The organism is Enterobacter sp. 940_PEND (genome assembly GCF_001059415.1).
Taxonomy (GTDB): Bacteria; Pseudomonadota; Gammaproteobacteria; order Enterobacterales; family Enterobacteriaceae; genus Enterobacter; species Enterobacter cloacae_M.
This window is the reverse complement of record NZ_JUMS01000128.1, coordinates 1-13,909: the sequence shown is the minus strand read 5'-3', so window position 1 is coordinate 13,909 and position 13,909 is coordinate 1. Positions and strand designations below refer to the sequence as shown.

At 41.4% G+C, this 13,909-nt stretch carries 14 protein-coding genes and 2 pseudogenes; 5 read left to right on the top strand and 11 right to left on the bottom strand.

Going from position 1 to position 13,909, the window contains the following annotated elements; genetic code table 11:
* Positions 1-45 precede the first annotated feature (45 nt).
* Entirely contained in the window at positions 46-1,329 is a 1,284-nt protein-coding gene (locus tag ADJ24_RS18980; protein WP_023310838.1) for a putative acyl-CoA thioester hydrolase, read from the top strand.
* Positions 1,330-1,449: 120 nt separating this feature from the next.
* Here ADJ24_RS18980 and pgl read toward each other — a convergent pair whose 3' ends face one another.
* Positions 1,450-2,445, bottom strand: a complete 996-nt coding sequence (gene pgl / locus ADJ24_RS18975; RefSeq protein ID WP_023310837.1) for a 6-phosphogluconolactonase — start codon at positions 2,443-2,445, stop codon at positions 1,450-1,452.
* A 140-nt stretch (positions 2,446-2,585) separates the two neighbouring features.
* On the opposite strand from pgl, the pseudogene ADJ24_RS24560 reads away from it, so the two are divergent.
* From ADJ24_RS24560 to ADJ24_RS18965, 3 genes and pseudogenes are all read left to right on the top strand, one after another.
* Positions 2,586-2,798 (top strand): annotated as a pseudogene (locus ADJ24_RS24560) (HAD-IIB family hydrolase); the annotation flags it as partial.
* 162 nt (positions 2,799-2,960) lie between these two features.
* Positions 2,961-3,797 (top strand): pyridoxal phosphatase, encoded by an 837-nt coding sequence (locus ADJ24_RS18970; protein WP_023292976.1) that lies wholly within the window; start codon positions 2,961-2,963, stop codon positions 3,795-3,797.
* Between the two features lie 22 nt (positions 3,798-3,819).
* The gene (locus ADJ24_RS18965; RefSeq protein ID WP_023292977.1) at positions 3,820-4,680 is read left to right on the top strand and encodes a hypothetical protein; all 861 of its coding nucleotides are present in this window, start codon (positions 3,820-3,822) and stop codon (positions 4,678-4,680) included.
* 481 nt (positions 4,681-5,161) lie between these two features.
* On the opposite strand, the gene ADJ24_RS18960 is transcribed toward ADJ24_RS18965, so the two are convergent.
* From ADJ24_RS18960 to ADJ24_RS18950, 4 genes are read right to left on the bottom strand one after another with little or no spacing between them, the layout of a single operon-like run.
* Complete coding sequence (locus ADJ24_RS18960) at positions 5,162-5,464, bottom strand: hypothetical protein (RefSeq protein WP_023292979.1); 303 nt, start codon at positions 5,462-5,464, stop codon at positions 5,162-5,164.
* Positions 5,465-5,467: 3 nt separating this feature from the next.
* A complete protein-coding gene (locus ADJ24_RS25175) occupies positions 5,468-5,791 on the bottom strand; it encodes a hypothetical protein (RefSeq protein ID WP_049222753.1) in 324 nt (107 codons plus the stop codon).
* 1 nt (position 5,792) lies between these two features.
* Positions 5,793-6,401, bottom strand: coding sequence for a hypothetical protein (locus ADJ24_RS18955; protein WP_023292980.1), 609 nt, complete (start codon positions 6,399-6,401; stop codon positions 5,793-5,795).
* Between the two features lies 1 nt (position 6,402).
* The gene (locus ADJ24_RS18950) at positions 6,403-6,858 is read right to left on the bottom strand and encodes a hypothetical protein (protein WP_023292981.1); all 456 of its coding nucleotides are present in this window, start codon (positions 6,856-6,858) and stop codon (positions 6,403-6,405) included.
* Between the two features lie 36 nt (positions 6,859-6,894).
* Here ADJ24_RS18950 and ADJ24_RS18945 point away from each other — a divergent pair, with 36 nt between their 5' ends.
* Positions 6,895-7,347, top strand: coding sequence for a glycoside hydrolase family protein (locus ADJ24_RS18945; protein WP_023292982.1), 453 nt, complete (start codon positions 6,895-6,897; stop codon positions 7,345-7,347).
* Between the two features lie 43 nt (positions 7,348-7,390).
* Here the strand turns inward: ADJ24_RS18945 and ADJ24_RS18940 are convergent, their stop codons facing one another.
* From ADJ24_RS18940 to ADJ24_RS25305, 6 genes and pseudogenes are all read right to left on the bottom strand, one after another.
* Entirely contained in the window at positions 7,391-7,660 is a 270-nt protein-coding gene (locus ADJ24_RS18940; RefSeq protein ID WP_023292983.1) for a hypothetical protein, read from the bottom strand.
* Between the two features lie 39 nt (positions 7,661-7,699).
* On the bottom strand, positions 7,700-11,230 hold the full coding sequence (locus ADJ24_RS18935) for a phage tail tip fiber protein (RefSeq protein WP_023310835.1): 3,531 nt from the start codon (positions 11,228-11,230) through the stop codon (positions 7,700-7,702).
* Between the two features lie 2 nt (positions 11,231-11,232).
* Entirely contained in the window at positions 11,233-11,628 is a 396-nt protein-coding gene (locus ADJ24_RS25170; protein ID WP_125387053.1) for a DUF6950 family protein, read from the bottom strand.
* The gene (locus tag ADJ24_RS25165) at positions 11,628-12,272 is read right to left on the bottom strand and encodes a hypothetical protein (protein ID WP_023310834.1); all 645 of its coding nucleotides are present in this window, start codon (positions 12,270-12,272) and stop codon (positions 11,628-11,630) included. Before ADJ24_RS25165 ends, ADJ24_RS25170 begins: the two co-directional genes overlap by 1 nt.
* A 3-nt stretch (positions 12,273-12,275) precedes the next feature.
* Entirely contained in the window at positions 12,276-12,830 is a 555-nt protein-coding gene (locus ADJ24_RS18930) for a hypothetical protein (RefSeq protein WP_023310833.1), read from the bottom strand.
* Between the two features lie 51 nt (positions 12,831-12,881).
* A pseudogene (locus tag ADJ24_RS25305) lies at positions 12,882-13,909 on the bottom strand (hypothetical protein); the annotation flags it as partial.

The window sequence follows — 13,909 nt, the reverse complement described above, 5'->3', positions numbered from 1 at the left end:
ATTTCGTCTATCCCGTTTAAGACTTGCATACCCAGGAGCTCTACCTTGAACATTTCCAGGATTTCCCGTCTGGCGTTAGCACTCGCCTTTGGCGTGACCTTATCCGCATGCAGTTCAACACCACCGGATCAGCGCCCTTCTGAGCAGGTTGCGCCCGGTACCGCCTCCCGCCCGATTTTGTCCGCTGATGAAGCGAAGAACTTCGATCGTGCGCACTACTTCTCGGCGATGGATCCTAACGCTGCGCCGTGGACCCCGTCCTCGATTAACCTGCCGAAACAGCCTGACTTCGTGGTTGGCCCGGCGGGTGCGCAGGGCGTAACGCATACCTCGATTCAGGCTGCGGTAGATGCTGCCATCACGAAACACAGCGCGTCTCGCCAGTACATCGCGATCCTGCCAGGTGAATATGAAGGCACCGTGTATGTTCCGGCGGCACCGGGCAGCATTACGCTTTACGGTCTGGGCGAAAAAGCGATCGACGTAAAAATTGGCCTGGCGATTGATTCCGAAATCGACAGCAACACCTGGCGTCACCTGGTGAACCCGGCCGGTAAATATATGCCAGGTAAACCGGCGTGGTACATGTTTGATAACTGCCAGAGCAAGCGTGCCGCCACCATTGGCGTAATGTGTTCTGCGGTGTTCTGGTCCCAGAATAACGGTCTGCAGTTGCAGAACCTGACCATCCAGAATACCCTGGGTGACAGCGTTGACGCCGGTAACCACCAGGCCGTCGCGCTGCGCAGCGATGGCGATAAAGTGCAGATTAACAACGTCAACATTCTGGGTCGTCAGAACACCTTCTTCGTGACCAACAGCGGTGTACAGAACACGCTGCAGAATAACCGTCTGACCCGTACTCTGGTGACCAACAGCTACGTTGAAGGTGATGTGGATCTGGTGTCCGGCCGCGGCGCGGTGGTATTTGATAACACCGATTTCCGCGTGGTGAACTCACGCACTCAGCAGGAAGGTTACGTGTTTGCTCCGGCAACCCAGTCGAACCTCTTCTTCGGCTTCCTGGCCGTGAACAGCCGCTTTAACGCTGCCGGTGACGGCGTGGCGCAGCTGGGACGCTCCCTGGACGTGGACGCCGCGACCAACGGTCAGGTTGTGATCCGTGACAGCGTGATCAACGAAGGCTTCAACATGGCGAAGCCGTGGGCGGATGCGGCAATCTCCAAACGTCCGTTCTCCGGCAATACCGGTGCGGTGGACGATAAAGGGAACGTGCAGCGTAACCTGAACGACGCTAACTTCAACCGCATGTGGGAGTACAACAACCGCGGTCTGGGTAGCAAAGTGGTTGCTGAGCCGAAGCAGTAAGCTGTTTTGCCGGGTGGTGGCTTCGCCTTACCGGGCCTACATAGCCCGCAGGCCCGGTAAACGCCGTTCTACCGGGCATAAAAAAACCTCGCATTCGCGAGGTTTTTTGTTTTTAGCCGCTTAGTGAGCGTTGACCACGACCCACATTGGCCCCTGGCCTACGGCGTAACGTCCTTTCTCTTCCAATAGCCCCTGCTCGCCTTTAATTTCATACAGCGCGATGTGGTGGGATTTCTGCCCCGCCGCAATCAGGTATTTACCGCTGTGATCGATATTAAAGCCGCGCGGCTGGGTTTCCGTTGGCTGGAACCCTTCAATCGCCAGCACGCTGCCGTCTTCAGAGACGCTAAACACGGTAATCAGGCTGGAGGTACGGTCACAGGCGTACAGATGGCGACCATTTGGCGTAATGTGGATATCCGCCGCCCAGCGGGTATCGGAGAAATCAGACGGCATCATGTCCAGCGTCTGCACGCACTCGATCTGGCCGTTAGGATCTTTCAGCTCCCATACGTCCACCGAGCTGTTCAGTTCATTAACCACATAGGCGTACTGCTGGTTCGGATGGAAGACCATATGGCGCGGGCCGGCACCTTCAACGGTAGTCACTTCGGCAGGATTCTGCGCCACCAGGTGACCATCGTCGCTCAGGGTGAACAGGCAGATACGATCCTGCTTCAGCGCAGGCACCCACAGCGTGCGGTTATCCGGAGAGATATTCGCCGAGTGGCAGCCTTCAAGCCCTTCCACCACATCCACGGTTTCGACCGGAATGCCCTCTTCCAGACGCGTTACGCTGACGCAGCCCGCATTATAAGAGCCGCTGAAGACAAAGTTGCCTTTACGATCGGTCGAGATATGGGTTGGGCTGCCCGGCAACGGGGCTTCGGCAGTGTACGTCAGCGCGCCATCGTCCGGAGAAATGCGATAGGCCAGCACGCGGAACTCCGGGCGCACACCCACGTACAAGAAACGTTTATCCGGGCTGATGACCATCGGCTGTACCTGGCCTGGCACATCTACAACCTGAACCAGCGTGAGTGTCCCTTCGGTATTTAAACGCCAGACGTGGATCTGCTGGCTTTCAGGACTGGCGGTATAAACGGTTTGTTTCATGAATATTCACTCCTCACTGCGCATGAAAGTAGTTAACTTTTGACGGTGAATGCTGAATTGTCGACAGGAGTTTTGAAGCGTTCGCCTCTCGGTGTACCATCCCATCAAAACGTAAATTCAATATTAACCCGGGAAAACAGATGACCTCGCGTGTGATTGCTCTGGATTTAGACGGTACCTTACTGACGCCGCAAAAAACCCTCCTCCCCTCCTCCCTTGAGGCGCTAAAACGCGCGCAGGAAGCGGGATATCAACTCCTTATCGTAACGGGTCGACATCACGTTGCCATTCACCCTTTTTATCAGGCACTGGCGTTAGATACACCTGCAATTTGTTGTAATGGCACTTATTTGAGTGTGTGACGCTTATTACAACATTTTCACCAATCCAGGGCAATACGCCAGTATCCAACGTTGTTCCAGTGCTCAACAAGACTCTCTTCACCTTGTTTCGTCGTAGCCGCAAAGCGGTGTACTATCGGAAAAACTACATACCAAAATCAGGTGAATCACTACATGGACTATCAGGTAATCGCCCTTGATCTGGACGGCACTTTATTGACGCCAGAAAAAACTATTTTACCAGCCTCATTAACTGCCCTACAGAATGCCCGTAAATCAGGGGCAAAGGTTGTCATAGTTACCGGACGGCACTTTGTAGCCATCCATCCTTTTTATCAGGCATTAGCACTGAATACACCAGCTATATGTTGTAACGGTGCTTTATTGTACGATTACGCCGAAAAAAGAGTTATTGCCTCAGACCCATTACAACCAGAACAAGCTACTCAATTAGTAAACCTACTTGATAGTTACAATGTTCATAGTCTGATGTATGCCGATGATGCCATGTTTTATCAAAATCCAACGGGGCATATTATCCGTACAGAAAATTGGGCTAAATCTCTTCCAGAGTCACAACGTCCAGTATTCAAACAAGTACCCTCTCTGAGTGAAGCCTCTCAAAATGTTGATGCTATATGGAAATTCGCCCTTACTGATTCTGATACTGAAAAACTACATCGCTTTGGTCAGATCGTAGAGCGTGAGCTTGGCCTTGCTTGTGAATGGTCTTGGCACGACCAAGTAGACATAGCACAAGCCGGAAACAGTAAGGGTAAACGCCTGGCACAATGGGTAGAATCACAAGGTTTATCTATGAGCCAGGTAATAGCCTTTGGCGATAATTTCAACGATCTAAGTATGTTGGAGACTGCTGGCTTGGGTGTTGCTATGGGTAACGCTGTTGATGAAGTGAAAGCGTGTGCTGATTTAGTAATAGGTAACAATACGGAAAATGGAATTGCTGATGTAGTAAACCAGTACTTTTCAGTAGAAAAAATTACAGCGTGAAACTGAAACAGAGATGTTCGATATGATAAAATTCACACCTGAAAATGGAATGAGAACTTATATTGATGAACAGTTAGCTCAGTTTAGTTTTCAATATGATGATAGCTTAACAACAATTGAAAATTTAAAAGCTGTTTTCGCCTTACAAAGAAGAATACCAAGCGATAAAAGAAGATTAGTAATCGAACTACCAGGAATTCAAGTACCTGAAGGAACAGAAAAGGCATATGAATCCATCAAGAGGAAACTTACCCTTGGGTTAACAATAAATCCGCATCTTTCATTGAGTACAACAAAATATATTTACAACGACCTACTATTAAACTCTTGGAATATTCATCACATACATCTTTCTGAAGAACCTTTTAAAAATGGATTCTTTAAGCGAACAGGTCCTGTTTTATTTTGTATGTTTTTTGAAAACGCCGTCATTTTCATAGACATTATGCCTCATGGAAGAGGATATTCTGATGTTTGGGTAAATGAAAATCTGATAAAAAAAATTCATAAGTATCTTCCTGAATCTATAGAGCACTTTAGAGTGAAAGGTATCACAGGACATAATTTAGATACTAAACAACGCATGGCATTACGAAATGCTCATTGTAACTATGCTATGCAAATGGAAGATGGAACTGTTTATCAACTATTTGGAACTATGACTAATGGTGATAGTTTCCATGACGTAAGTAGATTAATGTATATTCAAAGAATGGTAGACTATTACTCTGAGATAGTCCAAACCAATCAGAAAGAAATCAGGCAGTCATTAAATTTAAAAGAAACAGAAAGTTTAGAATTGACGATAGCTTTTCATGATAACGATATAAAACTTTATGCTAATCAGCAAAACGTCATGATTAATATAAATACTCCCAAATGAAAATGGCCTCGGTTAAGAGGCCTACATAATCACTTCCCTAAATCAAGAAAAGACTTTGGAGGCTTACTGATAATCATTTGTACACCATCTTTCGTAGACTTAAGTGATTTCATTAACTTTCTAGCCGCATCAGGTAGTTTACTATGCTTGACAACCAGATAACCTCCCCTAACTTTTTTAATGACACCATCTCATTCAAGTTGTTCAAAGTCGATCGCTGCGTACTCTTTTGCTTGTGCCACTATTGTACTTAATATCTCTTCTTTGGATACATCATTTTCATTTTTCATAATAGCCTCGAAGCTCATTTGTACTTTTTTAGATTATCAGCATAGTCTATGTGTTATCAAGAGACATACTGAAAAATGGCAATATACATATCAAAAGCATTACCGACTATCAATGTTTAATAATTAGATTGTAATCATTATGAATTTTACTCCACTTAATTTAAAAAAAAGCCCCATAAAGGGCTTTCTAATTAGTTACCACTAAGTAACAAAATGATGATTCTGATAATGTCAGATAGTGGGAATGAGAATAAAACGATACCAAAGTAATCTAAGATAGGTACTAAGATATAGTTATAAACAAGAATACCAGTACACGCATAACCTAAAAATGATCTCCAGCCTTTTCCAGCCTTGATCTCTTCACGGTTTGTTTCCTGTGCTTCACTTGTTTTTTCTGTTTCAAGTTCGTCTTTTGACTTAGCAACTTCGGTTTTGTTCTTACTGATAAGACTTATACCGCTTTTGATAAGGTCAATGATAATACTTAACATATGTTATCCTTGTATTTGGCAAACACAAGAAACTACGCGATGACCTTTAAAGATGTGGTTGTAAGATAATAGTACCTTTACTTCTACTTGTTCTTTCATTAGTTCAACCATCAATACATCATCCTCATTTACTTTAGGTGTTGTATGATGATGAAAACTATATACGACTAAATCACCTTTTGTTTTATCTACTTTCTTTTTTATGAGCTTACTACCAGATAGTGCTTTATCATATGGTAATGTTACACTTACTGGTTGGATTGTCTGAAAAGAAAAATCTGTTAGTACAGAATGATCATAACATGGGAAATTTTCTAAGTTATCCATCTTACTTCCTCCAACGGTAATCAAACGTACCGCGTAATGTTCTTAATTGTTCTATTACTTGCTTCTCGGTTTCATCATAGAAATCAAACAATGGTTTTCTACCAACGGAACCATAATAACCAATCACCCTTTGTTCACGTGCCAGTTTAGGATTACGTTTAGAGGATTTCTTGGTAGTGTCGATTAAGTACGTGTTACCGTTCCTACTCTTCACCTTTTTGTATTTATCACTCTTGGTTCTTGAACGTAGTTGTGTAATGTTACCTTGCTTAGTTAACTTAGCATTCTGATACGGTATGATCTTCCCTTCATTAACATTCTTATATGCCGGATCAAGAACGTACTTTAGATATGATGCTTGATTAGGTAGTAGGATGATCTGGTTAACTGACTTGAACTCACTTATCTTTCTAAAGTTAAAGTACATACTCTTTCCAGTAAACGCGACACCACCACCCGCTACATCATTATCAATTTTTCTTTGAATGTGCTGTGTAACTATACGCATACGGCTACTTAATTCTTTTTTAAATTCTTGTCCTATCTTTGGGCTGTTCTTGTTTATGAATCGCTTCATATCATTAGGACTATTGCCACCCTTCCATGCCATATTACCTATTCCCCAACATCGCTACTAAATCTTGTAATACATTGAATAAATCACGTCTGTTCTTTGGTAAACGTGCTTTGCATAGAATTGCTTTGTTTAGGTTGTCTGGATGTAAACCAAAGTACGAAATCAACGCCGTTTCAATAATGCTTGCTTCTGCGTCTGATTTAACACAATACAAAATCTTCTTTGTATAATCCATGCCAGCATCAATCATAGCATTCACTGTCTTACTACTACCTGTGTAGTTTTTCCAGTTAGATTCTACAGAATTAACTTTTAGTTTATCTATGCTTTTAACTTTTTGATAAATCATTTTCTTTCCATAATAGAATTCACCTGTTTCTGGAAACTCTATGATGTAAACAAAAGATGTATAGTTGCCGTCTGTTACGTCTGAAATATTCCATTGGTCTTTATCGAACATTTCCCAATTCTTATTAATGCGTCCTGCCATTAGTAAATACCTTTTTAAAATTAACTAAAGGTATTTATGAAGATGGATTTAAAAACACGATTAATAGAATATGAGGGTTCACGAGCATATCAAACACGTATGGGATACTTTCGCAATGACAAGTACTACCCGTATAAAGATACAGAAGGATTCTTAACTGTAGGATTCGGGCATAAAGTACTACCAAATGAAAACTTCACTAACGGTATTACTGAGATTGAAGCACTTCGACTACTTGATAAAGATATAGCCATAGCAACAAGCCAGCTAAGTAAACTAAACCTAACCATGCCTAAAGATTGGCAAGACTTCATGATCATCATGATTTTTCAACTTGGCCTATCTGGAACGATGAAGTTTAAAAAGATGATTGAGGCACTACGTGATGCCAACTACCCCGAAGCAATTAAACAAGCGAAAGATAGTTTATGGTATCGTCAGACACCAAATAGAGTTAATGCGATGATCGCACAATTAACCAACAAATAAGAAAAAGGGATAGTACCGTAATTGATACTATCCCTTTTTTTTGTTACTGCTTTGATTGTTCAAGAATAGTAATAATCCTTTCAAGTTTGATATCCAATTCGTGAATTTGAATTTCAAGATTTCGCAAGGTTTCTTTCATCTTGTCTTGTTCGTCGCTTAGACGTGTAATGTTACTATCTTGTACCGCAATGGTAGTTTCAATATCAGATACACGACTTAGTAAGTCATTAGTATCTTTTGTATTGTCACGGAAAATAGTATATATCAGCACTAAACCACTAATAACCAAAGCAAGAATTGTTCCCATACCCATTTAGTACTTCCCTATTTTATATTTTGGTAATAGTATTTATTACGCATTATATAAAGGCTGATCACCAGCACGATATAAGAATGATGACCAGTTAGCAGGAACATTAAGTGAAGCAATACCACTACGTGAAGTTGTACACATCACATAGATATAATTCCAGTTTCCACGACCTACAGGCGGAACATATATAGAATTCAATCTGAAAGATGTAGAACTACCACCGTTACCAGCATCATAATAATAGAGATTAGTTAAACCGATTCCATCACCACCCATACGAATATAGAAGTATTGACGTTCATATGAGGTTAAACCAATTGATAAATCACTATCAAAATAACGTGGAAAATCTTCACCACGTATACGCAATGCTATATAGTGTTGGTTAGCTACTGGATTTAATGCGGCCTGCCCACCTGATACAGTCTTAGAGCCAAAGATAAACGGTACAGGGTTGATACCAGTTGATTGTGGACGGCAAATATCACCAACGATACGTGCGGCACTTAGAGTACCAAGAATGTTACAGTTTTCATTGATAGTAACGTTATTCAGTACACCAGATGTTGCCTGTATATTTCCACGTACAGATACGTTACCAAACCAGGCATTACCATTTTTATTGATAGCCCAACCATTCACACCATCCCAATTACTGGATTGTATCTGCTGGCTAATCTTCGCTGAGTCGATCACGCCGTCCATAATGTGGGCGTTACGGATTGCGGCATTGGCGATTTTCGTATTGTCTATTGCGGCATCCTGAATTTTCGCACGGGAAACGGAAAGGTTATTTATCATAGCCTCATTGATGCTCGCTGATGCTATCACCGCTGAGTTGATATAAGTCTTACCACCCTGAACCACAAACGGATATACCCTGTCTGATAGCTTGGCACTGTCTGTACTGATGATGCTAAAGCGATCCGCCATGACGGTAAACACCGATGTTTTTTCATCTGCTGCTAAGGCAATGCCCGTTACGTTACCGTTGTTTGATACCTGTAGCTGCCAGCGTGAACCAAGTTCGTCTACGATCTGTTTCTCAACAATGCCAGTAGCCGTATCACTGTTAAGTAGGCTATCAATAACGTCTTCGTTCAATTTACTGTACGGTACTTTCGTGTTTTGGTTAAAACCGATAGTAGGCGACCATACCAATTCATCCTGTCCGAACACGTCATAGGCTGCCACACGTGCGAACCATGAGCCATCTTCAATACCAAACGATGCTGAATAGCGGTTAGCACTGCTAAAGTACTTAGAACCTGAGCTAAAGCCCTCATCAAGTGCGATTTGAAGAACTACCCCCGCATAATCAGGTACGTTTGATTCTGTCCAGTCAATGAACACGGAATCATAACCACTCTTCAAATTGATACCAAACAACTGTGGATGCTGTGGGTTACTAACTTCAATCTGAACTTCTTCACTATAGATACCAGTACCCCAACCATGAGCGATGATCCCAAACACACGGTAACGGCTTAGGCCATCACTGGTATTCATTGAATATGAGTACGTCCAATTGCTTGTAGTGGTGTAATATGACGTGATGTAATTACGATAGCGGTCATATACACGGATTTCATAGTATTTGAAGAAATCGGCAAAGGTTTTACCATTTACGGCTAAGTTAGCCTGATCATCCCAACGGAAAATAAAATCTTGAGCATAAGTCTGGTTTAAACCCACATCATCATTCACCATATCAAGGTTAGTAATCTTCGGCAATGCGAAAATAACTTGTGGTGTTTGATTATAGATAGCTACTAAATCTGATGAATAACCTAATGTGTTATAAGCCTCAATAGCAAAATCGTACTGTACACCATATAGAAGATTTAATATCTCAAAACTCGTAGAGTACTGCCCTACGTTACCAATGCTGATCCAAACACTGGAATCACTGCGTTTATAACGAATCTTATAACCACGTACAGTTGTATCCTGTGATAAATCCCATGTTAACAGTACTGTATTACCTGATGCGGTTGCCCCTAAGCGTTGAGCCTGTAGATTCGTTGGCGGTTGTACATATGTTGGGTTAGGTAGATTGGTCAATCCATCCTGTGGGAATTGCCCCGGATCTTTTCCTTGATAGATACCATCATCATACGAAATTGCTGTAATCTGAATAATACCCGCTTTATCAACAGTCATTGGTACAGTACGTTGAATTACGCGATATTTGTTATTACTAAAACCTGCTTCAGAAAAATCAATTGTAAACACATCATATACTTTCAAATCTGTTACATAGGTATTGAAAGTAATCGTGTTCGTAATGTACTTAGATTTAAGCAATTCAATGTTACTAAGAATAGCAAGCTGATCTTTATCCTGTACCCATAGATAGTTTAAATCTTTCTTGATAATATAACCATCTTTAGCAATGGATGCGTTACTAATAGCATCACTTGGATAACGGATAATATCTTGTGAATAGTCATTACCTGGGTTTGTATAAGTACTGTCCATTGTATTAAAATAATCAGACTTAGAACCCGTTGTGATATTCACACTACCAAGAATATTCGTTTCATCAAAATGTACACTTGGAATATCTGGAGCATCTACCGTTAGATAGTACATACCATTTGATTCATATAGTACACCACCAAATGTCTGTAGAATATTTTCAATGTTTTCCTTAAATGATTTATCGTACTGAATATTTCCATTTGAATAAAAATGGTTATTAGCACAATAGTTAGCCATATTACGGAAACTTGTCATATCAATATCATTCGGATTCAAACCAAAACCAAATTCTGTATTAGTTATAAAGTCATATAATTGGCTTGGTGGATTACTTGAAGGTTTACGCACATTATCAGTTAAGTCATAGATCATACGTCCACGCATTTCTACCGATAGTGTATAGTTCTGGTTCGTTAGAATCCCATCAATCAATGAGTCGTTGGTTTTCTTGATTACAGTACAGATCTGTACAAGACCATCACCACGCATATTATCATTCCATTGACTGCCGCCATATTGACGGGCAAGCGTCATAGAACCACCGTATGACGGTTTACCAAAACGTACTTCAATCTGTAGGTATTTGCGGTACTTCTCTATCATCATTGATGTAGGTACTTGGCCTTCTGTGGTGATATACGCACCATCAAGCAGTACCGGAGCATTATCAAAATAGATTTGCTTAATTACGCCTTGTGATTGTTCTCCTGGAACCTGACCAATTTCACCAATACTAATAGCGTGAATAGTACATAACTGATTTGATGTACCATTGTAAACATTCTGCCAAACCACAATAGAACCTAATTTGTTATAGGCTACTTCTGTTGCGTTACGGTTAGAACCACCGTATGAAATTGGAATACCAGTACTTGGTGATGTTGATCGGGCATTGTTACTACCCGTACTCGGATACGTTACCCCCTTTTGGCCTACATTCATCATCTGTGATGAACTAATGTAAGATAGTGCTGCTGTACCAATACCTATAGCTACTACTGCTGCTAAAGCTAAACCTGCTGCGTATGCTGCTGCCGCCGCTGATGCCCCTGCGATAATAGCTACGGCAACTGCTGCTACTGCCATAGTTATTCCCCTTTAAATCTGTATATTTTGTCTTTTTCATTTGGGATATATTGAGAAACGATATAGTTAGATTTATCTTCTGATAAAATTACTACTTTCCCACGCCAATAAACTGTACTGTGACCTGACGAAATGATGATATCCCCATCAAGTGGTTCAGTTACTAATTCGCCGTTTTCTTTACACAATAGATGTAGAGTAGAATAACTACAGTTTGCTTTTGCGTATTTTCTACCTGCTGTTGGTGTTGTGTATTTCTGGTAGATTTCATCACGGTAATTACTACCTGTGATCATATCTATTACTGTTAGCACCATGATATGACAATCATTAGTACCGTACACTAAAGGTTCACCAACTAAACCACTTAGGTACTCTGTTATAAATCCGTTTTTCATTATTTCTTGCTACTCTTCCAGAATTGCTCTGAACTATTTAGTATTCCGATTAGGTCAAAAAACTTATCACCAGTGTGTAATGATTGGTGTACTGATGTACTGGATAACAGGCGTTGTGTTTGGTCTAACTTCTTCCACAATGAATTTAGATTTACTGTTGTTTCATTTGTGGTATTACCTGCTGTGTTGTTAAAGTCAGAACTAAAGTAATCAATGTAACCACTAAACATACGATAGGCATATAGAATACCCCCTGTAGCTGGGTTAACAATTCCCATCCAGATATTAACTTTGGCATCATTCCACAATCCACGTAACGCCATAGATAGATAATCCTGGCTTACATTACTTACTTTCAAAGAAGTACCGTTATTATTAATTTGGTTCTTTTCTACATAGTTAGAAAAAGATGAATCAAGAAAATCAGGTACGGACTTATAACTAATTCCATTATAGTTCTGATCGGCTATAGCATCAGTTAGATATATGTTACTTCCAGTTGCTGGAAGAATATCAATCAACTTAACCATAACCCCACATTGATAGAGTTCTTTTTCTGTTAGAACGGTTTTATTATCACCACGTGTAAGATTCCAGTACGCGATAAGATCCGCATTAGTTAATACATTACTTGGAATTGACATAAATTAACCTCTGATGTTTTCGGTTGCGTTTATTGTCACTTCCATAATGTTTGTACTTGGCATCTGGTATGCTGCGTTTTGTGGTGTAAGAATAAATGAACCTTGAATATTGTCATATTTCATTACTTCCCCAAGTTGGATGTTTTTGATTAATCTAGGGAAGATAGTAATCACGTTACCTGTGTTGGCTATGATTCGATATAGTTTCTTGTGTCCGGTAAACTGAACTACAGTACCAACTTCAAGTGTATTAGCATTAACGGCAACTGATGTTGCCCCTGCTGCCCTTGCTGCGGTTGCCTGTACTTGTGATGCCTGAGTACCGTTATAATCTGACCACCAACCAAGAGATATATCAAACGGTCTACCTTGACCATAAAGAGCATAGAAGTTAGCAAGTTCAGTACGGTTCATCTTGTTTAGAGTTACTTTAAAACTAAGGGTGAAGTACTGCGAACCTACAACACGTGTAATAGTTTCACCTGTCCATGTCTGGTTTTGATATTGCGGTATATTGTCCGTTAACATGAACTCACTGATAAGAGCGTTATTTAACATATTATTATTCCTTTAAAAGTTAGCCCACAATCCATGTGGGCTATATGATATTTATACGTTATTCTTCTGAGATTTACGTGTTGCCTGTACAATAGTATCGGCGTGTTTATCACACATCTTTTGAAAATCAGCATCGGAAATCTGACCATTACTATTAATAATTAACGGTGCGTCAATTTTAATATCACCAGTACCACCGCTATCTTGATTGCTTAGATACTTAGTTAGATCCTGGTTCAATGATTTACCTACTACACGTTCACCTTTTTCAAGATTGTAAGTACCAGTACTTGGTAGTGAATCCCAACCATCATGGGCTTGACCCTGAATAGTTGTACCTTTGATAGTACTGACCAGTTGAGCACCCTGTGCGGCTACCTGTAGACCTGCGGCGATCCCCATAGGCCAACCAAGTTTGATAGCCTCGGATATGCCCTGTTGGATGTTGATCACTGCCTGAGCAATGGCAATACCTTTACTTACGGCAAAAGCTGCCTTAGCCGCTGCCGAGGACTCTCCGAACACGCCAGCCATGATAGTTCCTACATCACCCGCACCAGTAGCCCACATACCTAAAGTGTTTGATAGTGCGTCTGCGGTTAATCGCCCACGTTTGATATCGGCGTTGGCCTGAATCGCTGTTAGCTGATCCTGGTACTCCTGGAATCCAATTACTTTGGCATCGTATAGAGCTTTAGCCCCATCCTGGTTCTCTTGCTGTTCAGTACTTACTTGCTGTACCTGTGTTGGATCTGGTGAGAAGTCCAACGGGTTCTTGTACCCTAATCCCTGACTTGCTGTGTCACCTGTCCACGTCTTACCCGCTGCTGCTGCTTTGGCCTTAGCCTCTGGTGTGGCATTCGGATCACTGGCAATTGCGGCAATATTTTGTGCTTGTTTTAAACGGTCTGTTTCAGCAAGCATTTCATCAACCATAGTTTTGTACTTAGTCGCACGGCTTTTATATTGCTGATCTAACATTGCTGTAATTTCAGTTTCATTCTTACCAGCTAATTTACCTGCTGTACTGGGCTTTGTTGAATAAATCAGATTTCGGGTAAGTCTCCCCCGTAGCGGGT

Bases quoted from the DNA above. Each gene is read 5' to 3' on its own strand.
- ADJ24_RS18955 (WP_023292980.1), bottom strand. From the start codon at position 6,401: ATGGCATGGAAGGGTGGCAATAGTCCTAATGATATGAAGCGATTCATA.
- ADJ24_RS18960 (WP_023292979.1), bottom strand. From the start codon at position 5,464: ATGTTAAGTATTATCATTGACCTTATCAAAAGCGGTATAAGTCTTATC.
- ADJ24_RS25175 (WP_049222753.1), bottom strand. From the start codon at position 5,791: ATGGATAACTTAGAAAATTTCCCATGTTATGATCATTCTGTACTAACA.
- ADJ24_RS18940 (WP_023292983.1), bottom strand. From the start codon at position 7,660: ATGGGTATGGGAACAATTCTTGCTTTGGTTATTAGTGGTTTAGTGCTG.
- ADJ24_RS18935 (WP_023310835.1), bottom strand. From the start codon at position 11,230: ATGGCAGTAGCAGCAGTTGCCGTAGCTATTATCGCAGGGGCATCAGCG.
- ADJ24_RS18965 (WP_023292977.1), top strand. From the start codon at position 3,820: ATGATAAAATTCACACCTGAAAATGGAATGAGAACTTATATTGATGAA.
- ADJ24_RS25165 (WP_023310834.1), bottom strand. From the start codon at position 12,272: ATGTCAATTCCAAGTAATGTATTAACTAATGCGGATCTTATCGCGTAC.
- ADJ24_RS18945 (WP_023292982.1), top strand. From the start codon at position 6,895: ATGAAGATGGATTTAAAAACACGATTAATAGAATATGAGGGTTCACGA.
- ADJ24_RS18930 (WP_023310833.1), bottom strand. From the start codon at position 12,830: ATGTTAAATAACGCTCTTATCAGTGAGTTCATGTTAACGGACAATATA.
- ADJ24_RS18950 (WP_023292981.1), bottom strand. From the start codon at position 6,858: ATGGCAGGACGCATTAATAAGAATTGGGAAATGTTCGATAAAGACCAA.
- pgl (WP_023310837.1), bottom strand. From the start codon at position 2,445: ATGAAACAAACCGTTTATACCGCCAGTCCTGAAAGCCAGCAGATCCAC.
- ADJ24_RS18970 (WP_023292976.1), top strand. From the start codon at position 2,961: ATGGACTATCAGGTAATCGCCCTTGATCTGGACGGCACTTTATTGACG.
- ADJ24_RS25170 (WP_125387053.1), bottom strand. From the start codon at position 11,628: ATGAAAAACGGATTTATAACAGAGTACCTAAGTGGTTTAGTTGGTGAA.